Here is a 25,586-nt window from a genome sequence, read left to right on the forward strand (position 1 = left end):
TTAAATATTTGACGATAGAATCAGGAACAGCTGGCTCTCTTCGGATCATGCCAAGCGTTAATGCCGTTTTTCTGCATAATTTTAGGGAATGGTTGGCAAAATACAGAAGACGTACTTTGATAAGGAGGTGCCGCCAACATGAGCCAACAAAACCATAACAGTAACGAACCGACAAAAGCAGAAGTTCAAACCACGAAATTGAACAAAATGCCGATTCCAGGTGAATTTGACACCAAAATCTCCGCAGAAGAAGCAGCCGAGGTATTTAAACAGCAGCAGCCAAACGCTGGTCATAGCTCCGAGAATCAACAATAATACAAGTAGAAGACCTCACGGAAGATCCGTTGTTTACAGGATCGTCTGTGAGGTCTTTTTCGCGCTCCGTTTATACTTCCGATTCATATCCCCTTGGTGCCTAACCTCTTCGCTAATTCCGCCAGATCATGCCCTTTAAGGGCGCCTTCCACCAGCTGCGGTAGAAGTGCAGGGGTGCACGCAAAGCAAGGTGTCCCGTCTCTGGACAGTAATTTGGCTACCTGCTCATCATAGAACGGTTTTCCCTCGTCGGATAATGCGAGGAGACACATCGTCTTGACTCCCGCTTCCCGCAGTTCACGCATTCGCCGGATCAGCCCGGCTTGATTGCCGCCTTCATACAGATCCGAAATGATGATAAACAGCGTTTTTTTCGGTTCATCAATAAACTGCTCGCAGTAAGCGACCGATTTATGAATATCCGTGCCGCCGCCGAGCTGGATACCGAATAACATATCCACCGGATCATTGGCACACTGCTCCGTCAGGTCAACGACCTCCGTATCGAATACGACCACACGGGTGTCGAGCGAGGGTATGCTTGCAAATATGGATCCGATAACGGAAGCCCAGATCACGGATTCCGCCATGGAACCGCTCTGGTCGATATCCACGATAACGGTCCATTCTTTGCTCCGTCTTGCCCTGTCAAAATAATAAAAACGCTCCGGCACGATCTGCTTGCGGTCCGCATCATAATTTTTCAGATTTCGCTGTATCGTCCGCTTCCAGTCAATACCGCTGAGCGAAGGAAGCGGTGTATGCTGTCTGCGGTTCAAGGCACCTGTCACAGCCCGGCGAATATCTTCCTGCAGACGCTGGACAAGCTCATCCACAACCGCCTTCACCAGCAGGCGCGCCGTATCCTTGGTTTTCTCGGGAATCTTGCCTTTCAGGGACAGCAGCGTGCCAACCAGCTGTATATCCGGCTTGACCGTAGCCAGAACCTCCGGTTCAAACAGCAGCTGCTTCCAGCCCTTTCGTTCCATGGCATCATTCTGGATAATGGACACCACGTCTTCGGGAAAAAAGGAGCGGACATCCCCCAGCCACTGCGCAAGCCGGGGAGCCGACTTTCCTTGCCCGGCTGCCCGCTGCCCCGCGGCCGCACTTCCCGCTTCCGCTCCGCCGTCCGTATTATCATAAATCGCGGCCAGCGCACGGTCCATAATCATCTCTTCCTCCGACAGCTGTATGCTCCCTCCGGGGCTGTAGCCCGCCAGCTGAGGTTCAGCCGACTGGCCCAGAATGAGCCGCCAACGTGATATTTGGTTTGGTTCCGGTATGCAGCTCATCGCCTAAAAATCCTCAAAGTCAAAATCATTCAAATCGTCAATCATCTTCGCTTCTTCCTCCTTCAGGTCACCGGTCAAAATCTCGGCAGCCTGCTCTGCATTCACGCCCCATAGCTCGCCAAGCAGTTCGGCAATCATCGTCTTCTCCTTCGCCGAAAAGCTGCTGAACGCCCGGCGTAGAAATACAAGCGCACGAGTGAATTCATCATCCTCCAGGGACTGGATGTATTCATTCAGTTGCTCCCACAGACTTAACCGCGAGAGAAGAGCATACCTGTTCCGCATCGATAAGCCTTCAAACCATCCTGCACCCAAATCGGCCGGAATGCCGGGGGATAATCTGCGCGACACTTCTTCGGCACACTGCCCGGCGGAAATCGCATTCCGCTCCATCAATACCGCACACGCATATCCTGACAACCGGGCGTTCAGGTCATCTCTTTCGGACAAATGCCCGAGCTCTTGCAGCCAAAGTTCCTCATCCACCTGCTCCGCATGCTCCATGGCGACACTGTTCAGTTCATTCATGGCGGTGATCATCGGGCCTGATACCTCGTCGCTGCACTGGCTGCCATCGAGCAGAAACAAGCAAGCGCGCATAAAGAGCTGCTGCAGCAGCGGTACTAGCGGCTCCGTATCCATCCGCCTGATCCCGCCGAAACGGATCAGCACGGATAACTCCCGGGAAGCTGCCGCAATCTGAACGACATCGCGGCTGTCCACAGCAAGCTTTTGCAGGGTCTGCCGACCCGCTTCCATCTGATGAATCATCCCGCATTCATAGGCGATCCGGATAAGCGTAGAGGCTTCGGCAATCGAGCTGCAGCCCGCCAGCTTTTGCTGGAGCATATAAGCGGCAGCCACCTCTACCGTCTCCCCCAGCAGCGTCGATTCAACGACCTGAATTTCAACCTCCGGTGCCCATTGCACAACCCAGTGCTCGGCCCACGCACCTTGCTCCTGCCCGCTGGGCCTGGCTTTAACAAAATCAATTCCCAAGAGCTTCAAGCGATGAAACAAAAAGGACCGGTTCAAATCGAGATACGCGGACTCTTTCGAGGTTACTCTCCGGTTCTCGCGCAAATCCAAGATTAAATCGTTGGCAACAACCGATTTATACTTCTCCAGCTTCAGCCTCTTCAACTGACGGTTCAGGTCGTCCTGGATCGGGGTCTGGCTGACGCCTTCCGCCAGTTCGCCGATCGCCGTGCCGATCTCCACACGTGCAAGCTCCTCTGCCACGACGGCAAGTTCGCCGCGCCCAAGCAGCGTCTGGGCCGCATCCCGCAAATCCCGCAGTGTCGGGAGACCGCCCCCGTGGAGCGCTGCCAGCGACTCCGCTAGCCGGACGGCTTCGATCACCTCCGCCGTGGAGCGGTGGGTACCGTTCTTTCTCATCGAGCCCGCCACCATGGATAAATAATGATGCGGCAATTCCGCTAAAGAGCCCTCCTTCATTCGTTCCCACATCATCTCAAAATAATGGGGAGCGATATTTCCGGCACCATAACCGGAAATGGACGACAGTTTATAATAGGAATATGGCATTAGCGTCAGCTTGGTTATCCGGGAAGGAAGCTGATTCAAATCCTCGTCGCTCATCGGACTGGACAACTCGCTAAGGGCCGAGGCATGGTAAGCCCCGCACACGACTACAATGCGCTCGGGGTTATGCCCCGCCGCAATCGCTTCAACAATCTGACGGCGCATATACGACTCCCGGACGGCATTGTAGGCGTATTCCACAGTATCCTCACGCCGCTCTTTTTCCTCCGACAGTTCTCTCATCTGCATGGAAAAAGCCGATATGGATTTCCGGTAAGATCCTTCGCTCAAATTATGTTCGTAACTCCGCTCCCAGTACATATCGTAATCGTATTCGCCGGCAAGCTCGGCAATCAGCTCATATACGGATTTTTCGTCCGGCCGGCTCTCGTCCATCGGCTCAGCTGGTCCCGAGCCGGATCCATGATCCTCGCCTCCAAGCTCTTCCCCGTCCGCTTCACCCTCCGAGCTGCGGCGCAGCTCCTGCATGCAAACGGCTGTGGATGAGGGCAGATCGATGAATGCCGCATAAGCTCCGCGCTTCTGCGCCCATCTCATGGCCTGATATTCCGGGGAGTATACCGCAAAAGGCCACAAAATCGTTCGTACGGGCAGTTCTTCGGTAAACGCCAATATGGCTATCGGCGGCTTCGTTGTTGCCTGGGTCAGATGACGTATTTCCCCGCTTGCATCCGCCGGCCCTTCGATGAGCACCGCCGTAGGGTTGATCTCATCCAGAAAATCCAGTACATGCTTCGCACCGGCGGGCGACAAATGCCGAACTCCAAAAACATGTATGCCGGCAGCATTCACTGGTTGATCTCCTTGCATGCGTTATATAAGCCCCGCCACTCGGTCCCGCGTTTCTTCATGATATTATCAAGATATTCCTTCCATACGAGCCGGTCTTTATCATCATCCTTAACAATCGCCCCTTGAAGTCCCGCTGCCAAATCCTCGTCCGTCAACTCACCGCTGCCAAAACTCGCAGCCAGCGCCATGCTGTTTGTCAGGAGCGAAATCGCTTCGGCCGTCGAGATCACCCCGGCCGGGGACTTCACCTTTTCCTTTTTATCCAGCGTCATGCCGCTGCGCAGCTCACGAAAGATCGTCACAACCTTGAGCAGTGCTTCATCTGCGGGAGCAGCAGCCTGCAGATCATAAGAGGAGGCAATCTCCGACACCCGTTTCTTTACGATTTCGATTTCGGTATTCAGATCCGCTGGAGCGGGAAGAACGATAATATTGAAACGGCGCTTGAGCGCCGTTGACATCTCATTGACCCCGCGGTCTCTGGTATTTGCAGTGGCGATAATAGAGAAGCCTTTCCGGGCGTTCATTTCTTTACCGAGCTCAGGCACCGATAACGTCTTTTCGGACAAAATGGAGATCAGCGCATCCTGTACCTCCGAAGCGCAGCGGGAAATCTCTTCAAAACGGGCTATCCCTCCCGATTCCATCGCCCGCATGATCGGACTCTGCACCAACGCTTCGGGAGTCGGGCCTTGTGCGAGCAGCATGGCATAGTTCCACGAATACCGGACATGCTCTTCACTCGTTCCTGCCGTTCCCTGAACGACCAGCCCGGAATTCCCGTAGATCGCTGCCGCCAGATTTTCGGACAGCCAGGATTTGGCCGTACCTGGTTCCCCGATCAATAATAGAGCACGGTCGGTTACCAAGGTAGCGACCGCCATCTCGATCAGCCGCTTGTTCCCGATATATTTAGGCGTGATCTCCGTTTTGCCTGCCTTGCCGCCGACGATAAATTTGAGTACGGATTGCGGCGACATCTGCCATCCGGCGGGAATGTTCCCGGAATCCTCCTTACGCAGCGCTTCCAGCTCGTGACGGAACAGTATTTCCGCCGGCTGCCGCATGATATCTTGTAATTGCTCTTGGCCTGCTGCCATGGGCGTTTCACTCCTTTAAATGTCTTGTTCCTTCATCATCCGAAGGATGTAACGAAGCTGATCCTCGGCGTTGTCACGATAGTTGCCCAGCGCCGCATAAACGCGGTCATAATACCCTGCAGGCAATCGGCAAAGCTGCTTGAAAATAAATGGTTCAATCATGTAACAGTCGTGATTGCGCTTATCTTCCAGTGCGGCCACGATAGCTTCAAATAACGCTTCATCCTTCATGCCAGAACGAACAAGCCCCATGATGATCAAATTGGCAAAACGGTTGCGGAATTCCGGAGAATTCTTCAGCTTCGCCTGTAAATAAGACTCGGCTTTGTGATGTCCCCGGCGGGCGAACGCACTTACCAGCGCAAGCTCATCCTGCTCGATAAACAACTCCAGCCATCTGTCATCCCAGCTTGCTTGCAGCTGCTCCTGCGGGAGCATTTCCACGTAATACGTGTAGCTCTCCTTCCCCGTAAACGGCATGACTTCCTCATATGGTTTATACTGCCGATGGATAACCATATCCGACAGGGTGTCCAAAAGCCTTTTTCGTTCTTTGGCCGCCTTGCCAAGCGACGAGGAGGCGAAGCCTTGCATCAGAACGTCCTTGTATTGTTCATATACGCGGTCCGGCGGCAGCACGCGCGCGGCTTTTTGGAATACCTCGCGGACATATGAGCTGCTATGTCTGTATTGCTCCAAATCGTTCTCCGCGTTTTGGCGAAGCAGTTCCCTGGCTTCCTCGGAATCCACGCGATTCATGTAAATGACCGCTTCATTTATAAGGTATGTCCAGCCCAAAGACTTGATATATAAGGAATATTGCTGAAGCACGTTCCGGTATAGCTCTTCGAGCGCCGGACTTTGTTTGTCGTGCAGTGCCCACAAGCAGCGCTTCACCTTGCTCCAGCTCTCCTCCAGCTTTTGCTTGTCATCCGGAAATTCGGAAACCGCTTGAAGCTCGGCGGACATATCTCGTACAAGCCAATCCGTCAACAAGACGGAACGGCATTTGCCCAGGGCAGGGTTAACCAGCTCTTTGTCTTTTCCTTGAGCGGCTTCATACAATCGCTCCACAGCCTGATCCGAACCGTTCTCTGCCAGTGCGCCATAAGCCGCTTCTCGGATGACTTTCTTCTTGCTCTTGCTCCATTCCATCAGATCAGCTTCATACTCTTCGTAGCGGGCAAGCAATTTAATCGCCATGCACCGCACCTCATCGCTGCCGGTCTCGGCCGCTTGGCGAATCAGTTCCGCTATTTCCTTACCGCCAGTTTGCGTCATCACCTTCAGCTTCCGCGACTCCGACCTTCCGCCTGCGGGATCAAAGCTTTCCAGCAGAAATGGAATGATTTCCGGGCCATACGACGGCAAAATCTCATTGGCCGCAAGCTCTCCAATCTCCACATAAGGGTCATTCAAGGCTTCAATCGCAAGGTATACCAGCCGGAAATCCCGGAACAAGCCCTCCTTCCATGCTTCTTCTATGATCTCGTAACGACCGCCGCCCGTTGTGGTCAGCGCTGTCTGTACAGCGGAAAGCTTGCGGAAGGATAAATGGGATGACAGTGAAACCGGATGATGCTCTACCGGGTGGAGCTCTCCTTCAGGGGCTGTCGTTCCTTGCGTATGCAGCACGGAGCTCAACAGCTGGTTCAAATCCTGAAGCAGCTGTGCCGACGGAGTCTCCTTCCCGGATTCCGGTTCGATTAAAGCGCTGATTCCTTCACCCAATCTCTTGAACACGGTAGCGCGCTCTCCAAGCTGCTGAAACTGCGGCACCAGCCGCTTGAGGCGAAAGTCGCCGGCTGCGAGTTCGCTGCCGGCAATATATAAACGCCTAACCTCCTGGTTAAGCTCCTGCAATAATGCCGTACTCATGGTCGTTCCTCCTTCGTTAACCCTGCTCAGTACAACAGCCGGATGATTTCGTTATTCGTAATAATGGTCAGCGGCTGCGCCAAGAGACGGCCCGTGGTCAGGCTGTGCTCAAACATAACCAGCATGGAGACGCCGCTCAGCTTCTCCTCCGGCAGATACCGCAGCATTGGTACCGTCGATTGTAAGAATACGTCGCCAAGTGCAATCGATTGTCCGGCTTCATCCGTGATGGCATATTGGCCTTCGTCGTTCCGGCTGATCCGGGAAACATGAAGCAGTATCACGGGCTGACTGTCAGCGAGCGGATTTTTCAGCTGGTTCTTTACTTTTTTAACGGCTTCAGCATAAGAACACGCTGCATATTCGTGAATCCAAACCAAATCCTCCCCGGTCACCGGAATTGAAGCCATCTCTTCAAAGCGGACCCGTCGGTTCATGTCCCCCGGATAACGGTAAAGCACTGGGATTCGGGCTTTTTCGAAAAAGCTGTCTTCCTCACGCATCAGCTTGGCGGCCTTATAGGGACGGTACTGAATCGTTCGGTGAATTTCGCCGCTGTCCTTTTGAATCCAGTACCCGATATCCACATGCTCCAGCCGTGCATCGTCGGCATAACTCAGAAAGGAAAGCTGTATCAACTCCGCCTGTTCGCTTACGAGTCCGAAACTTTGCAGCTCCGTCAGCTGCCAGGCATGCCCCAGCCATTCCTCAATCGTCGACTCATGGTCCAGCGCCATATCCGGATCCTCAAGCTTTGAAGCCAGGTATTGCCTGCCTTTTTTAATGATTGCATTCATAACGGCAAGCTGCTCAACCGCATATGTATAAGCTTTCTCCTGGTCTTTGTCCGACAACACCAGCGCCAGGCGGCGAAGTTCCGACTGAGCACCCGATAAATAATAGTTGCCCATCTGTTTTACATGTTCCTGGATCAGCTTTTGTTCCTTTTTATCCAATGTTCCTAATCCGTTCCGGATCAACGAGTGGATCAGCTTCTCCAATACGTCCAGACCTTCCAGCTGCGCATTGATTTTCTTTTTTAATGCCGATTTGTTGACCTTCTTCGGTTTGGGCGCTGCCCCTTCGGCAGATTCTTTGAGCTTGCGCTCTTCCCGCTTCTCCGCTTTCTCCCGCTTGGCGGCCAAATCCTCCGGTACCTCGGCGGATGAAAACGACGCTCCGCCCGCATACGCATAAAGCAGTCCAAGCACATGCTTGCACGGAAACTGCCGGCTCGGGCAAGTACACCGCATAACCGGCTTCTCCGGTACCGCAAAATCGGCAGACGGCTGGTAGTCGGAACTTCCGCTGCCTGCACACGTGCCAAAAAGTACGGCATGATCCTCCGAATGATGGAGCTGCAGAAACCGCCCTTTTTTGACAAGCCCCTGTCCATTCTTTATGGCTGCACTATTCGGTGCCTGCGAATCGATCCATGACTCTGTAATCTCAACCAAACTCATACCCTCCTAAATCAAGTCGCTGCTAGTCATGCACAGCAAAATTATCCATTACTCTTAATCATATCGAATCTGCGGCTGACTCCCTACCCTTCTTAAGACCTATTTAAGAACATTCATTCCTATTTAATCGATCACCTTCATCCTTTAATAGATAATAATGTAAAATAAATTTATGCGATGGGTGACATAAGAAAAACGTCTATCGACGTACTTTCTCAGTAGACAGACCGCATTTAGCGGAAGTTTTTCTTGCGAGATAAGGATGCTAAGCTTTGGAAGTTTATACTTTCTTATCTCTAAAAAAAAGAGCCAGCATCACCGGCTCTTCAGAAATCGATATTATCCTTAGTCTTTACTTGCTTGATACCGCCCCGTTCTAACCTCGAGAATATAGTCCTCAGGGGAAGGCATGCCGGATTCCAAGGCATCCTGTACGGCTTGTTCAATAGGGTATGGCACGCGAATAAATTGAATGTTGAAAGAAGCCAGTTCTTCGCTGTCATAAATTCCGTCCAAAATGACATAGGAGGCTTCTGGCATTTCAAGGGGATTGCCGACGCTGCCGGTATTAAACAGCGTTCTCCCGTCCAGATGCTGGTGATATGCGTTATGAATATCCGCGTAACCGGCGACGTCCGCGATTCTCGGGTCTCCGCACAGCGGGGAACTGTGAAACAAGGTTTCCAGCTTCTCCTGGTCATCCCATGGTTGTATTCGCTCGTACACGCTGCGGGGCGATGCATGAAACAACCGGATCCATTTGCCGCTCATCATGAACTCAAGGATATACGGAAGTTCGGCAAGATATTGAAGCCTCTCGCTTCCAAGTCTATGCTGATGCCATTGGAGGACCGGATCATCGGTTTCCTTACCTATAAAGTCGTCCCAATTCCCCTTGATGACTTGCTGGCAATGGGTTCTGACCAGATCAACCGCGATATCTCCGTGCGGACCTTTCCCAATCAAGTCACCCAGGCAATAGATGGTTTCGATTTCACGTTGTTTGATATCCTTCAGAACGGCCTCCAAGGCAGGAATGTTTCCATGTATGTCGGAGATCAATGCAATTTGCGTCAATGAACCCGCCTCCAAACTTCGTTTATTTCGGATTCCCGAGGTTATGGTTTAGTGAATCCCGTAATTCATCATATGCGTCTCGAAGCCAAGGATGGACTACCTTCAGCAATTCACGCCGATTCCATAAGTATTGAATATATTCAAATGCGGCATGATCCAGCGAGGTTTGCAACTGCTCCGTAATCTCCTCTAAATACGGGGGGATTCCCGTTTGATCCCATTCCATCTTATCGGCGACGAACAGTACCTTATCTAACAATGTAGCCTTGGATCTTAACGTCGTATGGCAACCAACAGCGTTCAAGATTTCAGGTTCTGTAATTTTGAACAAATCCTCGGCCATATATGCCGAAATTTTCTGATGGATGATCATGGGAAATTGCTCTTCTTCAGGCAATACTTCCACCCCGATCTCGCGGGCTACTTGAATGCGGACATGATTCGGAAAAACGGCGCTAATATCATGCAGATACCCGGCATATTCAGCAGCGGTCGGATCGGCGCCATAGAGAACAGCAATTCTGCGGGCTTCCTCCCCCACTTTCAGCACATGCTCTGCTGTCTTTGGACATTGGTGTTTCTGCAGAAAGGAGGCCACGTCATTCCTAAGAATCCCCGTGAGCTCGTGTTCCCCAAGCTCACGATAGGAGCAGATGATCAAGCGACGGTTATGCGGGTCATTCACTCTTTTCACCTCACCTAATTCCCTTGAATTTACCAATCTAGCACTTCATTTTCCATTACAATATTAGCTTATACTGAGAATAGTTTGAAGCTATTATACAAGAAAGTCAAAGAAAGGAGGTCATCCGATTCTAAAACTCATCGACCGAACCCATTCGTGTAGGTGATGCGGGATATTAATGACGAGCATGACCTAACGAACCTACAGAAGGAGGAGGCAATGATATATTAGAAAGACTTGATCGATCCGTGATATCGCCCCCAGGTTGTCCATTTATTATTCCTTTTTATGGAATGTTTCGATTTTTAGTCTAATGTTTATAAACGTAATCATATATTTATACTCACGCAAGCTTGGTAACTGAATAAGATTTAAGCATCACCGACTTCACCACGTTAGGAGGCTGACGATAGTGAATATACGCAGGATGGTTAGCTTGGGGTTACTGATTCTTGTTATGATCATCAGCGGGTGCGCTGGAAATGTTTCCACCGAAAAAACGAAAACGCTTACACTTTGGTACTGGAACCGAAGCCTGGACGATGAGCTGATTAAGTCCGTTGAAAAGGAGTTCCCGGGGATCCGAATCGATGCACAAAAAATCGGTGGCGACTTCAAATCGAAGCTAAAAACAACGCTGGCGGCTGGTTCCGGAGGACCGGACATCGTCGCTTTTAACGACTGGGTGGCAGAGCTGTTTACGAGTTCGGATCGTTTCTACGATCTGTATGAGCTGGGCGCCAAGGAGATTGAGCCGGAGTTCCTGGATTGGAAATGGAAGCTTGGCGTTACCCCGGAAGGCGCCATGATTGCCCTTCCGATCGATACGGGGCCAACCGCCCTATATTACAGGTCAGATTTGTTCGGGGAAGCCGGGCTACCGACCGAACCAGAAGATGTCCACGCGCAGCTCGGCACCTGGGATCAATATTTGGAAGCCGGGCAGAAGCTGCAGGAGCATTTTAATCAAAAAGTAAAAATGCTCGACAACATCACTAACATTTACACACAAATGAATGCTCAGTCTGAACGCATATATTTTGCCGAGGACAATACGTTTATCGGCGAAACCCCTGAATCCTCCATGAAGACGGCCTGGGATACGGCGGTGAAGGCTTCACAGATGAAGCTAAGCGCCAACACTAATACTTCCTCCTCAGAATGGAATGCCGCCATGAACAATGGACGGGTCGCTTCCTTTGTCGGTGCGGTGTGGATGAAGGAAATATTGATGCAGGCGGCGCCGGATACCAGCGGTAAATGGAGAGTAGCACGCGCCCCTGGTGGGGACGGCAACAATGGCGGCTCCTTCCTCGCCATCATGAAGACGAGTAAATATCCGCAGGAAGCATTTGAAGTAATGAAATATATTCAGAATCCGGAAAATCAGGTTCAATCCTTCAAGAAGATCAACCTTTTCCCTTCCGCCAAAGACGCGCTGGATGCCCCCGTGATGAAGGAGCCCGAGGAATTTTTCGGGAATCAGGCAACTGGCGAGGTGTTCTCGGACTCTGCGCGTAACGTCAAACCTGCTTATTTCGGTGGTAAATTCGCTAATGTAAACGGCATTGTCAATCGAGAGCTGTCATCCGTTGCGCTCCAAGGCAAAAATCCTGATAAAGCCTGGGAAGACGCGCTGGCCAGAGTCAAAAAAGAACTGCTGCGCTAAACCCGGATCCGGTTCTTACCTGTATGTTTCTCGATGGCTATAAGTGCGTGTTCAAAAAGGTCGATTTTCAGCACCGAAGCTTATGCTTCCGATGTGCGTTTTTTCAAAACGCTTCAGTTGGATGAAGCTAGGGACGTCAGGAGCGGAGCGTACGTTTTCGCAGAAAACGACTTCGAAAGCATCTGCTGTTTTGGGTACGTGAGCACCGGAAGGCCCGGCTGAATTCAAGATTCGATGCCGAGCTGCTTCCTGATTCGCTTCGTGTTAGATATAGAATTTATGAGTTATCAGTGGAACTGATGAAATTCTATATCGCAAGAAAACCTACCTATGCATCGCGGTCGCTCATCCTTGAAGTGGCCTCGATAGAGGTTTTCTTATCAAAAGCGGACTTTTTGAACAACCTCTATAAGTACTTAAATACCAACCGCTTGAGGAGGTTACAGTACGATGGATAATCCAATGCTGAATCATACACCCTTGGAACAGAAGCCTGTTCCTAAGCATCCGAAATCACAAGACCGACTGTCAGCACAGATATGGAAACACCGCAAAGAATATTTGGCGATTTCCCCTTTTTACATTCTATTTGCCATATTCGGGCTCTTTCCGATCGCCTTCTCGATGTTCCTGTCCTTTCAGAAATGGGACGGCATCGGCGAGATGACCTACAACGGGCTGGGCAACTACCAATTCATGCTCACCGATCCGGAATTCTGGAGAGCCGTCGGCAACACGCTGCTCATCTGGATCTACTCCACGATACCGATGCTGTTCATCGCGCTGGTCGTTGCCTTCCTGCTTAATGCATCGTTTGTCCGGTTCCGCACCTTCTTCCGGATCGGTTATTTCCTGCCGAACGTTACCTCACTCGTGGCGGTTGCCATCGTATTCGGCACCGTATTCTCGAACAATTACGGCCTTCTCAACTATATTCTGTCCTTGCTCGGCCTGAACTCTATCGAGTGGTTGAATAAGACATGGGGCATACAGCTCGCCATTTCGGTCATGGTCATATGGAGATGGGCAGGGTATAACGCCATTATCTATCTTGCCGGGCTGCAGAGCATTCCGACCGTCCTGTACGAAGCAGCCAAGATCGACGGAGCCTCCGGTATTCAATCCTTTTTCAAAATCACCATTCCAAATCTAAGACCCATCATTCTCTTCACGGTCATCACCTCGACCATCGGCGGCATGCAGATCTTCACCGAACCGCAGGTGCTTGTCGGCAATGATGGCGGCGTCAGCGGCGGCGGTCTGACCATCGTCCTCTACCTGTACCGTGAAGCCTTCGTAAATAACTATTTCGGATATGGCGCTGCCGTCGGCTGGGGAATGTTCCTGCTCATTGCCCTCTTCTCCATCGTGAACTGGAAAATGGTGCAGGGCAGTCCGTCCAATGACTGAAATGGGGGTGAATCGTATGTTCAAATGGAAATCCTTATTCCTTCACATCGGGTTAATCGCCGGACTGCTGGTGTCGATTTTCCCCTTCTACTGGCTGCTTGTCATGGCAACGCGAACCACTTCGGACATTTACAGCTTCCCCCCGAAACTATGGTTCGGTCCTCACTTGCTTGATAACGTGTCGAGAGTGCTGAGCAGCATTGATTTCTTCGGCGCCTTCTGGAATACCCTGTTCGTTGCTTCCGCTTGTACGCTGTTAGTCTTATTCTTTGATTCCCTGGCCGGATTCACGTTCGCTAAATTCCAATTCCCAGGCAAAAAATGGCTGTTTGTGCTGCTGCTTGCCACCATGATGGCGCCTGCCCAGTTGTCCCTGGTACCTTCGTTTGTCATTATGGCAGAGTTCGGATGGGTAGGAACTTATAAAGCGTTGATCATTCCCGGAATGGTAAACGCCTTCGGGATCTTCTGGATCAGGCAATATGCACAGGAGTCGGTACCCTCAGAGCTGCTAGATGCAGGCAAAATCGACGGCTGCGGATTCTTCCGCCTCTACTGGAATATATCGCTGCCGATTCTGCGTCCCGCCTTATCATTCCTGGCCGCCTTCACGTTCATCGGCGTATGGAATGACTACCTGTGGCCGCTTATTATTCTAAATGATGAGAACAAATTCACTTTGCAGGTTGCTCTCTCCTCATTGAACGGAATATACACGACCGACTATTCGATGGTCATTGCCGGTACGCTGCTAGCCGTCATTCCGCTGATCGTTATGTTCCTGTTCATCAGCAAGCAATTCATTTCCGATATTGCAGCAGGTGCCATTAAGAGTTAACGGTAAGAGGGGTGTCCCAAAAGGTCTTGGATCTGACGGGATGCCCTCTTATTCAGTTAAGAGCAACCGGCCGAAAAGCAAGAAATGGCAGTGCAAAGGATAACATCCTGAGCACCGCCATTTCTTCATAGGACATGGTTTTCAACCTGACGAACCATCAGTCCAATGAGCAAATCCGTTTATGAGACAGATCAATTTGATCCGGGTCATACCGCCATACCGTAAACGCTACGGCACCATCACCAGCTTTTCATTATCCGGAGTTTCTCCCTCCTCTTCTGAACCAACCACCGCCTCTCTCTTTAACTCCGCTGTTTCATCCAACTTTTTGCGCCCCATTAACGTTGCTGCGGCGAGCGCTAATGCTGCAGGAACGATAGCCCAGGCAAATGTAATGGCAATGGAGGAAGCGAGGTTGTCGGAGATCGGTTTGAGCAGCTCTGAGGGAATCAGCGACCTTGTCTCCGGCGCCAATAAGATGTGGGGATCCTTCAGATCGAATCCTTCAGGAAGTCCGCCGTTGTTCACTCCTCCCGATGACAGGGATCCGGTGAAGGATCGGCTCTGTATCAACCCGAACACGGTTATACCAATGGTCATTCCAAGCGATCGCGTGAAGTTAAAGGTCGAACTCGCCATCCCGCGCTGTTTATAGGATAAGCCATGCATGACGGCTGTACTCAGCACGGAGAACGATCCGCCGATGCCAAGCCCGATCAGTACCATGTATAGGGTTACGATGAACCTGCTGGATTCCGCAGTTAGCGTCGAAGCGAGCACCATCCCTCCCGTGAACAGGACAAGCGTCGGGATCATGATGTTGCGATACGATATTTTACTCATCAGAAAACCGCTGACTGTAGCCGTGATGACCGAACCCACCATCATTGGCAGCAGGACGAGCCCCGAGTTCGTTGCGCTTCCACCGAGTACCCCTTGAATGAAAATCGGAATATAAACGGAAGCCACGATGAACGATCCTCCGCTGAATAAACCGCACAGCACACTGGACGTATAGAGTTTATTCTTGAATAAACGAAAGGAAATAATCGGTTCCTGCGCCCTTCTCTCAGCAAGCACGAAGAGAACCAGCATGACAAACGCCATAGCAAATAACGCCAGGATAATCCAGGAGTTCCACGCCAACTGCTTGCCGCCAAGCTCTAAAGCAAACATAAAACAGATGACGCCCGTCAGGAGTGAAGCGGCTCCCATCCAATCAATCGGCTGCTTGGAACGTTCATGCGATTCCTTATAAAACAGCGTGACCATCATGAAAGCCACGATGCCGATTGGCAAATTAACATAGAATATCCACTGCCATGTAATATGATCCGTAATATACGCACCTGCAAGCGGTCCGAATATGCTGGATAATCCGAACACGGCTCCGAATAACCCGGTGAGCTTACCCCGCTTTTCAAGGGGAACCGTATCGAACATAATAGCGAATGCAATCGGGATCAGCGCACCGCCGCCGATGCCTTGCACGGCACGATATAGCGCCAGTTCTGTAATGGAGTTCGCCGTACCGCACAGTACGGAACCCAGCATAAATACAATCATCCCGAATACAAAGAACTTTTTGCGACCGTACATGTCGGACAGCTTGCCAAAGATCGGCATTCCCGCAAGCTCAGCGACCATATAAGCGGAAGTCACCCATACGAAATGATCAAGTCCTCCGAGCTCCCCGACGATATTCCCCATTGCGGTCGCTACGATTGTATTGTCCATGGAGGCCATTAAGATGCTGAGCAGCAGGCCTGTGAGCACGATGGGCAATTTGTTGGTCGATTGTGTCTTCACGTTCTCATACACTCCTTCTAAGTAGGTTTCTTTCTTTACTGTCGTCATTGTAATTCAGAAAATATGACAGCTGACTGTCACACTTTTGTCCTGATTCCACTTTTTTTCGAACACAGAGGAAACATGTTAAAATAGAGTGTACATCTGAAATGGAGGAAATCTACATATGGACAATTTCGAGAAATATCTGGAGAAATACGCGGAGCTGGTCGTTAAGGTAGGCGTAAACGTTCAACCGGGCCAAGTACTGATTGTCAATGCTCCAATCGAAACCGTAGAGTTGACACGCCACATCGTGGCCAAAGCATACGATGCAGGCGCCAAATATGTGCAAGTCGACTGGGATGATGAGAGAATCACCCGCATTCGCTACGAGAAAGCACCCGCTGACTCTTTCGGTTATTATCCGCAGTGGCAGGCCGACGCCATGCAGCAGCTTTCAGAAGGTGGAGGAGCCATTCTGCGCATTAAGGTTCCGGATCCGGAGCTGTTCCGAGGCATTGATTCAGCCAAAGTATCTACAGCCGTGAAAGCCGCTGCCGTAGCTAACGAAAAATACCAAGTTTATGTGCGCAACAATAAAATCAGCTGGTCGCTCATTAAGGCACCTACCCGTGCCTGGGCCGATAAGGTATTCGCGGATCTTCCCGAAGAGGATCGTATTCAAGCGATGTGGGATGCGGTATTCCAGATGAATCGAGTGGATAGCGAAGATCCGGTTGCCGCTTGGCGGGATCATATTGCTCAGTTGAAACTGCGCCAGAATCACATGAATGCCAAACGCTATAAGAGTTTCCACTATCGTGCGCCGGGAACGGATCTGCGCGTGGACATGCCGGAAGGCTATCTCTGGCTTGGTGGCGGTGACGAGAATGAAGCCGGCGTATATTTCGTGGCAAACATGCCAACCGAAGAAATCTACACAATGCCGCACCGTACAGGCGTAAACGGGACCGTAACCAGTACGCTTCCGCTTAATCTGAACGGCCGCTTGGTAGAAGGCATAAAGCTCACGTTCAAGGACGGCAAAGTTGTCGAATATGAAGCCGAATCCGGGCGGGAGCACCTCACAACACTGCTGGAAACGGACGAAGGCGCGTCCTATCTAGGAGAAATGGCACTCGTACCGCATGATTCGCCAATCTCCCAGCTGAACCGTGTCTTCTATAACACCGGTATCGATGAGAATGCATCGTGCCACTTTGCACTGGGAAGCGCCTATCCTGTCAATATCGAGGGTGGTACCAAGATGAGCAAGGAAGAACTCATCGCTCGCGGAGCCAATGTTAGTCTGACGCATGTTGATTTCATGATCGGTTCGGCTGAACTGGACATTGACGGTGTGCTGGCTGACGGCACGATTGAACCTGTATTTCGCGGTGGACGGTGGGTTTAATTCATTGCTCCATACCCTTAACATGAATCTCCATTAGCCTTCAACCTAAAAAGAGGCTGACACTAAAGCTCCAGCTCTAGTGTCAGCCTCTTATTTGTTCTCATTTCTTACTGCTTCTCCACGTTCTCCAGCATACGAAGAATCATCATGACGGCTTCCGCCCGGGTCGCGGAGTCCCGTGGAGCAAACCGGTTACCCGAGCGGCCATTTACGATGCCAGCCGCAGTGGCGGCAGCGATTTCCTTCTCTGCCCAAGCTGGAATGGCTTGCTGATCACGGAATTCCGTTTCTGCTTCTGGTAAGGCAAGGCCCAGGAAACGTGCGATCATGACCGCCATTTCAGAACGGTTGACGGATTGATTCGGTCTGAATGAGCCGTCTTCATATCCCTTCACAATACCTTCGGATACGGCCCATTGAATCGCTTCAAGCGCCCAGGATCCGATCTGGGAACTGTCTTTGAAATCCAGCTTCCCAGCATCCGTTTGTCCATCGAGTGCTTTGGCCATCATGACCATAAATTCGGCGCGTGTTACTTGTCGGTCCGGTTTAAAGGTATGATCCGGATACCCCCCAACGATACCGAGCTGAACCGCTTCCTCTATCGCCGACGAAGCCCAATGTCCTGCGATGTCTGTTAACATCACCGGCTTTGGCTCCGGCTTCGGTTCTTCGGTCCCCGGCTTCGCCTTACGGTGAATGGTTAACTGGTAGGTTCGGGTCGTCCCGTTCTCCGCCCGAATCACCAGCTTCAACAGGTTATCCCCTTCCTTCAGCTCGATAACCTGATCCTTTTTCAGGGGTTCTTCTCCCAGAAGGACTGTTGCCTTGCTATTCGCCGCATGAACACGGAGCTGCACAGATTCGGCTTCCGTCTCAAGTCGGTACTCAGTTCTGTTCTCATTGAATGCAGGGGTAAGTTCAGCTGCTTTGTCGCCGATGATCACTTCAAGTTCTTTTAAACGGTTGTCTCCAGATAATACGTATCCTCCAGAAGACCCCGATCCTGATTCTGATCCCGATGATGGAGGATTCTCCGTTGAAGGTACAACCGATGCGTTATAGGTACGGATCGCGGCTTGCAGAGCAATGATTGCATCCTGTACGGTCTTGGCAGTTGCATGATCCTGTTGCGCTATGGCGCTGGCTCTTTCAATGGCAGCAAGGAGTGCAGACCTTGCTGCGACCGGATACTGCCCCGGCGATGTGCCTTCTCGTGTTTCGTCGAGCCTTTGCTGTGCCGATGCGATTAATCCGATTAACTCGCTCTTGTCTACTGCTGCTGCCGGTGTTGTGACTGTGTTATGAAGTCCGGCGCTCTCTCCCGCAGCGTTATAGGCTTTTACAGTAAAATGATATCGGGTGTCCGGCTCCAAACCGGAAGCGGTATGTGAATACACATCATTGGTCACGGCAACAACCGGTTCACTCCGCCCTTTCAGATATACACGATATCCATCCACGCCATGATCTGCGGTCGCCTCCGGCCAGCTCATGGTTACGCCGTTTGAAGTAATGTCCGAAAATTCAAGCTCCCCGGCTGTCCATACAGGTGCACCCGGAATTTCTACGGCTTGAGTGATGACCGTTAAGGCCTCACTAGGAGCGGATTCCGTGCCTTGCTTGTCCACGGCGGTTACTTTGAATTCATACAGCGTGTCCGGGGTTAGCCCTGTCGCTTCATATACGCTATCCGTGACCGTTGCCACGCGCTCCCCGTCCTGATACACATTAAAGTTCACGACTTGTTGGTCTGGACTGTTTACGGGATCCCAACCGATTTGAACTGTTGACGATGTCACATTCAGTGCTTTCAGGTTGGTCGGAGCGTTGAGATTCCCGCCATCTGTCGTGAATGTCCACACATCCGAAAGGGTTTTCCCCCCGAATTTGTCTTGTGCGACGACATACCACGAATAGGTTCCATCGGATTGCAGTCCTGTCCACGGTTGAGTAACCTCAGTGCCGCTAGCCACGTTCTGCGGTGTACCGATAGACTCTCCTCTCAGATGATTTACTTGGATCGAATCGGTTGCTACGCGCTTTAATTTCGGTTCAAGATCCAGATTCATCTTGAACTCATCCGAGCCATTTGTATAATAATTGTACTTATCCAGATAAGGAGAGTACGTATTTACGTAAATCTGATTGCTATCCTTATCAAAATGCAGCAATCTCAAGTAACCACTGCCGCCATCGGCATGTCCTTGGTAGTCTGCCAGCATCTGATACACGGTTCTGTCCGCAATACCGTCACCATTATCATCCAATTCATTCTTAAGCAGACTTGCTCCCGTGTAATGGCCGCTCAAAACGGCAACCACATTCGGATTCGGAACGACAACTTCCTTGTACAATTTGTTACCTATACCGGAACGAGTTCCGTTCGCGAGCATATAATCATGGAAATTCAGGAATGCGGTACGGTCCGGATACGCTGCGAGAACCTCGTTCATCCACTTGATGTCCTCGTCTTCAACGCCCCATCCCATATACATCATGATGAAGTCGTTGCCTTCAACGGAGACAAGGTCATAATGTCCGCGATTATCCTTGTAGGAACCTCCGTAATATGGCTGATTCTTGTAACGCTCCTCCCCGAAATATTGACTGTAGGTCGTGTAATCCCAATCATAACTTCCCACATCATGATTTCCGGCGAGCACGCCATGCGGCAGATTTGCATCCTCCAGCATCTTCATGTAATCATCGGCACGTTTCCATTGATACTCAGCTGTCGGATCATTCACGATATCACCGGTATGGAACAAATATTTGATGTTCATATCATCGATGGAATCGACAATCCAGTCGAATTGCTTCTGCTGAATATGCGGGTACAGCTCCGTTAAGAACTGGGTATCCGATACCCATACAAAAGTGTAATCATAATCCCCACGGGATGGAATTTCGTCCTGTACGATGACATCCACTTTGCTGTTCTGGACGTAGTCTGCTGCCATCAGTTCGCCTCGCAGCGTAAAATCATCTTCAGACTGGGCAATATGTTTGGTAATTTCCGTCCACTTGTTCTGGTTGTGGTTCCACGCATACATCGTGACCTTACGGCCGGGCACCGTGTGTCCTTCCCAAGTCACTTCAACGCTGTCACCCGGCTCCACGGCATGCTCCAGCTCTACCTCAAACCGGATATAAGGGAACTGGGACGTGGAATCCACCGTGACATATTGATCGTTGGACTCTGCTATCAGCTTCAATTCCTCTGCAGTTAGCGCAGTTTCGCCCACCGGGAACCTGTCCTTAGGTGGCTCTTCATCCGAGGCGTTCTTGGATAATTTTACTCGATCGCCACTTAATGCATGATACGGATACGCCTGATGGAAGGAGACCTCAAGCTCGTCATCCGATGGATCGCTGACTTGAACCTTCAGTTCCGGCGACAACCCGGTTCCGCTCTCCATATCTGCTGGTGAGACCAATACAGGTGCATTCGGATGCTCCGGTGAAGTGTTAAACGTAACCATACGTTCCGAGATGTTGCCGATCTTGTCCACTGCGCGGATTTCCAGCTTATGATCACCTGGATCAAGCTCGGAAGATGAAGTATTATACGGCACCTGGATGGCTTGACCATCTAGCAGGACCTCCACCCGTTCCACGCCGGATACGCTATCTTGGGCAGTCACATCGATCGGAATGCTTCCCTTATAACTCTTCCCCTCTTCAACGGTCACGTTAATTTCCGGTCCATCGTTATCGACCTGAACGTTGGCAAAGGCTTCAGACTTACCCTTTACATTCAAATCAACCTTGTGCTGCCCGTCTGTTACCGACGTGGTATCCCAAGCGTAAGACAGGGCTTTTACTTTATCGGCAGGAATATCGAATTGAAAAGCAACAAGAGGCAAAAACCGTCCATCGTCTCCAAGGTCGTGGATAAGCGCAGGATCCTTAAATTGCGGATCCCGGATTTCTGTCCCATCTCCTAACAGCAGCCGTACGTTGCGGGCATTAAAGTCATCCATATTGCCCGTCGGCTTGTCATCCTCGAAATAGGTTTTCTCGTTATCGCCGGCCCGAAGGGTAATTTCGTTTGTGCCGCTTGTCAGCCATTGCGGTTCGATGGGGACAGCAATCGTTTGATAGCCGTCAATGTTCGCCTCGGTCTTGAACAGCACATCCTTGCCGATGGTTACCGTGTTGATCCCATCGTCAATACCATCGCCTTCAAAAACAAAATAAGCGGAATGCTCCATAACAGGTGTGCCTTGAACCGGCTGCCCGTCGATATGAAGCTCAAGATCGGCAGGTTCTACCCCATCCGCTGCCCCCCGAATATACGTTATCCCGGTGACGGTCTGTTGATCGTCAACATTCAGGCTGGCGCTGGCACCATTCCCCGTTAGATCGACTTCGTATTTGGGACTTTCTACTTCCTTAAAGGTGTTGGACACCGTGAAAAAATACTCCAGCTTGGTGTGTCCCAGCAGCTCCAGGTAAGAAATCGTATGACCGAGGCCTTGCTTTCCTTCCTGAAGCTGTACGACTTTGTAATCGTTCTGTCCATCGACACGATATGATAACGCGAGCGAAGTAACCATACGATCATCGTGCGCTTCTGCGAGAATTTCCAGATTTTCGCCCGGCGTCACATTCGCCGTTGTCGTCCGGTTGGTGACCGTTGGTTCCTTGGTCACATCAATATGTACCGGCTCCGCAGGTACCTCGGAATGCTGCAGCGAACCCGGCGTAGCCTTATGCTCCAGCTGGGAAATCCGCTGCATCTTCAGGCTGCCATCCTCCGGGTACTTATAGAAGATCCCCTGATCGGCGGCGTTATGAACATCTCCGTCATTGTAAAATGCGGATACGATCGGACGGCCGGTGTTCGTCACAACCACGAGCTCCCGCATGCGTGAATTGGACATGCCGCCTGAGAATATTTTGACGACATCGGTGTTTTCAATCAGGTTGGTGCCGTAATTTTTATTAAAATCAGCAATCGTTGATTTGCTGTTCTGTGCGTTAATAATCCAGAACACCAGCGTGCCTCTGGATGGAATCATCACCTCATCGGGTACATGAGCCCAGAGGGTATCACTCTCCAAGTAACGGTAACGAATTTTGTAATGGCTGAAATCGATGTCTTGGTCGGTATTGTTATATACTTCAATAAATTCATAACCATCGGCGGTTCCTACATTCGTAGAATCAGGGACAAGCTCGGTGATCAGCAGTTCAGGCACGTTGTTCAGTGCGTTGGATGACTGGGCTGAAGCCTGTCCTGGGAAACCGGCAAACGAGGCCGACAACACGATACAGAGAATCAAGAAGCAGGATATACATCGATTCAGGACGATCTTAGACAATGGAAAACCTCCTAGAAATGATTTTTTGAACAATCAATTCAGTTTCCCAATTCTCCAGGTCTCCATGGGATCTCCAAATTTTTAATTAAAGCGCTTTCAATATTAAATCCCTCACGATTTAGATTTAGGCTATCCCCTATAAGAGATCCATTTAGCACCTCACCTCCTAAGATCAATAATTGCATATTCCCTTTGATTTTTAAACCGATTTATGTAAAATCTGATAAATGATTCACAAGTCCCGGGATCAGTTAATCATCTAGTAAAATAGGGCAGTTTGTTAACAGATATTCATTACTATATATTAAGTAGTTACCCCTATCTCAAGGTCCACAAGCGGGGGCAGCATAGCGTATAAAACCCATTACTTCCAGACTATTCACGTCTTATCCGGTTCATCTTTGGGCAAGCATCCGTCAAGATCCTCTTTCATGGAATGAGCTTCAGCTTATTCAGATACTATCAATTACTCCGGTCTCCCGCACAAAAAAAGACCCCGCGAATAATTTCGCAGGATCCTTATCAGTGGGAAGCGATTTAAAATTCATTATGCAGCCATTTTCCAATTGCTAGGGTGCCTTACCTGAAAAGAATCGAAGAAACTTCGCTCTCCTTCTCCTTTTGCGAGTGTTCATGGTGAATCAACTGCCTTTCGGAATGACATCATGTTCTTCCGTCCGTCGATTGACAATACCACTTCCCACTTGTTCTATATTTACCCGCTCCTCAGGAAGTGAAACACTTTAGCCCGAACTTCCTCTCGAATTTTGAGATTAGCTATGTACCCCTTCATTTGTATAAATGATGGCGACTACTCACTCTTCATTGTCTGGGACAGTTGTACCAGCTTGTTCATGGTTTTCCAATTCCGCATCGTCATCGGTACGCCGAGCTTCGTCAACTGAACCGCCAGCTTGGAATTCCGAACGCTTTCCTTAAACAGTAAGTAAACCTCTTCACCAATAACTTCGAAGGTTTCCTTTTCGTTTACATAAAGCCTTAATTTCTCCACATCTTCAGCAGCAGGCGCTTCCGGCAGCATGGCAACATAAAGACTCTCAAACTCCGACGCTTCCTCCGCTTGACGTATCGTTTCTTCCGAAAATGGACAGTTCCGAACAATCCCCTCGATTTCCTCAGAGGTTCTAATGATCACCGATATCGAGAAGCCGAACGTTTCAAGTATGCCTTGTTCCATTTGGACGCGCAGCGTTTCCTTGGATTCCGCAGATTCGAAGAGCACGTTTCCGCTCTGGATGTAGGTCTGCACGCGAGCCAGCCCCATGTGTTCAAGCATTTTTCTTAAATCGGCCATTTTGATCTTGTTATGGCCGCCGACATTGATCCCTCTGAGCAACGCGATATAAATTGTCATCCAAGCATCCTTTCCACGATCAGACCTGCCGTCTTCTCCCCGTTCGCAATGCAATCCGGTATACCCACTCCATAATAGGAGCATCCCGCAAGCATAACGTTAGGGTACAGGTCACCCATTTTATGCTCTAATGACTCCACGATTTGCCGGTGCTTCAAATGATAATTCGGCATATTATCATGCCATTTGGTGACTTCACAAGAAATAGGCTCTGCCTTAATGCCGAGGCTTTGGCTGATATCCTCCATCCCGACCCGCTTCAATTCTTCATCGGATAATCGGATGAACTCCTCATAATGCGGATTGGAGCTCTTGTAGAACAATCGCATTAATAACCGCTTGTTCTCGGAAGTATGCTCCCATTTCCGGCTCGTCCAGGTACAAGCATCACACTTTAACTGGGTTCCCTTAGCCGTAATAAATCCCGTTCCATCGTAGGGAAGCTCTTTGTCTTGAATATCATAGGCAAGATACACGCTGATAAGCGATTTGGTATACAGCTGGTCAAAGTCCTCGTTAAGCAGCGGATCTTGCAGCAGCTCCTTCGCGGCGGATCCCATTGTGCTTAATACAACAAAATCAGCTTCAAGCTTTTCGCCATTTGCCAATGTTATCCCGTAACCGCTAGCCATTTTCTCCAGTTTCTCTGCGGAAACGCCCTTGTATATCTTCGCGCCTGTTTGTATCACGGTCCGTTCCAGTGCATCAATCAATACGGAGACTCCGTCTTGGAAGGAAACAAACTTCTTATTACCTGAGCCCAGGAACTTTTGTTTATGCTCGGCTAGACCACCCATGATACTACCGTGTGCATTTTTGTATTCTAGTAAATAAGGAAACGTGGACGCAATCGTGAGATCATGAAGCTCTCCGGAATATACGCCCGATATGACCGGAGCGATCTGATTCTGAACGATTTCCTTGCCAAGGAAGGCTTCAAGGAACTCGCCCAAAGAATCATCCTTGGTAAACGTTTCATTCGGCGTGTAGTAGTCCTTGAGCGCCTCCACCTTCCCCTCGGCAGATACGAGCTCGCTTTCCGCCAAGGATTTCAGGCTAAGCGGTATGCCGAATACGCTCTCATCCGGGATTCTTTTCAAACCTGCAGTCGTATATATGAACGAAGTCCCTGTGGCATTATACACAACCTGGTCTGTTAACTGAAGTTCCTCCAGAAGTGGTGCCACATTCGTTTTCCGGGATACGATCGAATCCGCTCCGGTTTCCATAATAAATTCACCGTTCTGAACGGTTCGGATTTTGCCTCCCAGCGTTTCACTTGCCTCGATAAGCACCAATTCCATATCTTGTTGATGGCGATTTAACTCTTTTTGCAAATAGTATAAGGTCGAAAGTCCGGTAATGCCGCCGCCGATGACTACGGTAGTTGTCACTGTACATACACCTCTATTATGTAGGTTCATAACATCTTCATCATGTTTGTTACCATTGTATCCAATTTCTAAGTATATCATAGAGTCCGTTCTTTCGAGGGCCGCCAATCCCTCAATATTGTGAACAGAATCGTTCACACAGTCATCGGCTTTCCACCAGGAATAGGAACACAATTTGTACATCATGCATCCTA

Annotated in this window: 16 protein-coding genes; 5 read left to right on the plus strand and 11 right to left on the minus strand. The window is 50.2% G+C overall.

What is annotated here, in order from left to right:
* Positions 1 to 138 precede the first annotated feature (138 nt).
* The gene (locus tag NYE54_RS20435) at positions 139 to 315 is read left to right on the plus strand and encodes a hypothetical protein (protein WP_339265794.1); all 177 of its coding nucleotides are present in this window, start codon (positions 139 to 141) and stop codon (positions 313 to 315) included.
* Positions 316 to 398: 83 nt separating this feature from the next.
* On the opposite strand, the gene NYE54_RS20440 is transcribed toward NYE54_RS20435, so the two are convergent.
* The 7 genes from NYE54_RS20440 to yqeK all read right to left on the minus strand — a co-directional run bounded on the left by NYE54_RS20440 (position 399) and on the right by yqeK (position 10,144).
* Entirely contained in the window at positions 399 to 1,610 is a 1,212-nt protein-coding gene (locus NYE54_RS20440; RefSeq protein WP_339265796.1) for a VWA domain-containing protein, read from the minus strand.
* Positions 1,611 to 1,613: 3 nt separating this feature from the next.
* Entirely contained in the window at positions 1,614 to 3,968 is a 2,355-nt protein-coding gene (locus NYE54_RS20445) for a DUF5682 family protein (protein WP_339265799.1), read from the minus strand.
* A complete protein-coding gene (locus NYE54_RS20450; RefSeq protein ID WP_339265801.1) occupies positions 3,965 to 5,068 on the minus strand; it encodes an AAA family ATPase in 1,104 nt (367 codons plus the stop codon). The genes NYE54_RS20445 and NYE54_RS20450 overlap by 4 nt, the downstream gene beginning before the upstream one ends.
* Before the next feature lie 15 nt (positions 5,069 to 5,083).
* Positions 5,084 to 6,946 carry a HEAT repeat domain-containing protein gene (locus NYE54_RS20455; RefSeq protein ID WP_339265803.1) on the minus strand — a complete coding sequence of 621 codons (1,863 nt, stop codon included), beginning with the start codon at positions 6,944 to 6,946 and terminating at the stop codon, positions 5,084 to 5,086.
* Positions 6,947 to 6,972: 26 nt separating this feature from the next.
* On the minus strand, positions 6,973 to 8,403 hold the full coding sequence (locus tag NYE54_RS20460) for an SWIM zinc finger family protein (RefSeq protein ID WP_339265805.1): 1,431 nt from the start codon (positions 8,401 to 8,403) through the stop codon (positions 6,973 to 6,975).
* Between the two features lie 351 nt (positions 8,404 to 8,754).
* On the minus strand, positions 8,755 to 9,486 hold the full coding sequence (locus NYE54_RS20465) for a metallophosphoesterase family protein (RefSeq protein ID WP_339265807.1): 732 nt from the start codon (positions 9,484 to 9,486) through the stop codon (positions 8,755 to 8,757).
* A gap of 22 nt (positions 9,487 to 9,508) precedes the next feature.
* Positions 9,509 to 10,144: a bis(5'-nucleosyl)-tetraphosphatase (symmetrical) YqeK gene (yqeK, locus tag NYE54_RS20470; RefSeq protein WP_339273584.1), complete on the minus strand. Its 636-nt coding sequence runs from the start codon at positions 10,142 to 10,144 to the stop codon at positions 9,509 to 9,511.
* Positions 10,145 to 10,583: 439 nt separating this feature from the next.
* Here yqeK and NYE54_RS20475 point away from each other — a divergent pair, with 439 nt between their 5' ends.
* The 3 genes from NYE54_RS20475 to NYE54_RS20485 all read left to right on the plus strand — a co-directional run bounded on the left by NYE54_RS20475 (position 10,584) and on the right by NYE54_RS20485 (position 14,088).
* Positions 10,584 to 11,840 carry an extracellular solute-binding protein gene (locus NYE54_RS20475; RefSeq protein ID WP_339265809.1) on the plus strand — a complete coding sequence of 419 codons (1,257 nt, stop codon included), beginning with the start codon at positions 10,584 to 10,586 and terminating at the stop codon, positions 11,838 to 11,840.
* 450 nt (positions 11,841 to 12,290) lie between these two features.
* Positions 12,291 to 13,250 carry a sugar ABC transporter permease gene (locus NYE54_RS20480; protein WP_339265811.1) on the plus strand — a complete coding sequence of 320 codons (960 nt, stop codon included), beginning with the start codon at positions 12,291 to 12,293 and terminating at the stop codon, positions 13,248 to 13,250.
* A 16-nt stretch (positions 13,251 to 13,266) separates the two neighbouring features.
* Positions 13,267 to 14,088: a carbohydrate ABC transporter permease gene (locus tag NYE54_RS20485; RefSeq protein WP_339265813.1), complete on the plus strand. Its 822-nt coding sequence runs from the start codon at positions 13,267 to 13,269 to the stop codon at positions 14,086 to 14,088.
* Between the two features lie 228 nt (positions 14,089 to 14,316).
* On the opposite strand, the gene NYE54_RS20490 is transcribed toward NYE54_RS20485, so the two are convergent.
* The gene (locus tag NYE54_RS20490; RefSeq protein WP_339265815.1) at positions 14,317 to 15,897 is read right to left on the minus strand and encodes an MDR family MFS transporter; all 1,581 of its coding nucleotides are present in this window, start codon (positions 15,895 to 15,897) and stop codon (positions 14,317 to 14,319) included.
* A gap of 166 nt (positions 15,898 to 16,063) precedes the next feature.
* Here NYE54_RS20490 and NYE54_RS20495 point away from each other — a divergent pair, with 166 nt between their 5' ends.
* Positions 16,064 to 17,293, plus strand: coding sequence for an aminopeptidase (locus tag NYE54_RS20495; RefSeq protein WP_339265817.1), 1,230 nt, complete (start codon positions 16,064 to 16,066; stop codon positions 17,291 to 17,293).
* Positions 17,294 to 17,400: 107 nt separating this feature from the next.
* On the opposite strand, the gene NYE54_RS20500 is transcribed toward NYE54_RS20495, so the two are convergent.
* The 3 genes from NYE54_RS20500 to NYE54_RS20510 all read right to left on the minus strand — a co-directional run bounded on the left by NYE54_RS20500 (position 17,401) and on the right by NYE54_RS20510 (position 25,392).
* Positions 17,401 to 22,623 carry an S-layer homology domain-containing protein gene (locus NYE54_RS20500; protein WP_339265819.1) on the minus strand — a complete coding sequence of 1,741 codons (5,223 nt, stop codon included), beginning with the start codon at positions 22,621 to 22,623 and terminating at the stop codon, positions 17,401 to 17,403.
* Between the two features lie 811 nt (positions 22,624 to 23,434).
* Positions 23,435 to 23,998: a DUF1697 domain-containing protein gene (locus NYE54_RS20505; RefSeq protein ID WP_339265821.1), complete on the minus strand. Its 564-nt coding sequence runs from the start codon at positions 23,996 to 23,998 to the stop codon at positions 23,435 to 23,437.
* Positions 23,995 to 25,392, minus strand: a complete 1,398-nt coding sequence (locus tag NYE54_RS20510) for a protoporphyrinogen oxidase (protein WP_339265823.1) — start codon at positions 25,390 to 25,392, stop codon at positions 23,995 to 23,997. Before NYE54_RS20510 ends, NYE54_RS20505 begins: the two co-directional genes overlap by 4 nt.
* Positions 25,393 to 25,586 lie beyond the last annotated feature (194 nt).

This window comes from Paenibacillus sp. FSL K6-1330 (assembly GCF_037976825.1).
Taxonomy (GTDB): Bacteria; Bacillota; Bacilli; order Paenibacillales; family Paenibacillaceae; genus Paenibacillus_AQ.

What these genes read in the sequence shown, in the direction of transcription:
- NYE54_RS20435 (WP_339265794.1), top strand. Translation starts at nt 139, where the DNA reads ATGAGCCAACAAAACCATAACAGTAACGAACCGACAAAAGCAGAAGTT.
- NYE54_RS20440 (WP_339265796.1), bottom strand. Translation starts at nt 1,610, where the DNA reads ATGAGCTGCATACCGGAACCAAACCAAATATCACGTTGGCGGCTCATT.
- NYE54_RS20450 (WP_339265801.1), bottom strand. Translation starts at nt 5,068, where the DNA reads ATGGCAGCAGGCCAAGAGCAATTACAAGATATCATGCGGCAGCCGGCG.
- NYE54_RS20455 (WP_339265803.1), bottom strand. Translation starts at nt 6,946, where the DNA reads ATGAGTACGGCATTATTGCAGGAGCTTAACCAGGAGGTTAGGCGTTTA.
- NYE54_RS20480 (WP_339265811.1), top strand. Translation starts at nt 12,291, where the DNA reads ATGGATAATCCAATGCTGAATCATACACCCTTGGAACAGAAGCCTGTT.
- NYE54_RS20485 (WP_339265813.1), top strand. Translation starts at nt 13,267, where the DNA reads ATGTTCAAATGGAAATCCTTATTCCTTCACATCGGGTTAATCGCCGGA.
- NYE54_RS20495 (WP_339265817.1), top strand. Translation starts at nt 16,064, where the DNA reads ATGGACAATTTCGAGAAATATCTGGAGAAATACGCGGAGCTGGTCGTT.
- NYE54_RS20505 (WP_339265821.1), bottom strand. Translation starts at nt 23,998, where the DNA reads ATGACAATTTATATCGCGTTGCTCAGAGGGATCAATGTCGGCGGCCAT.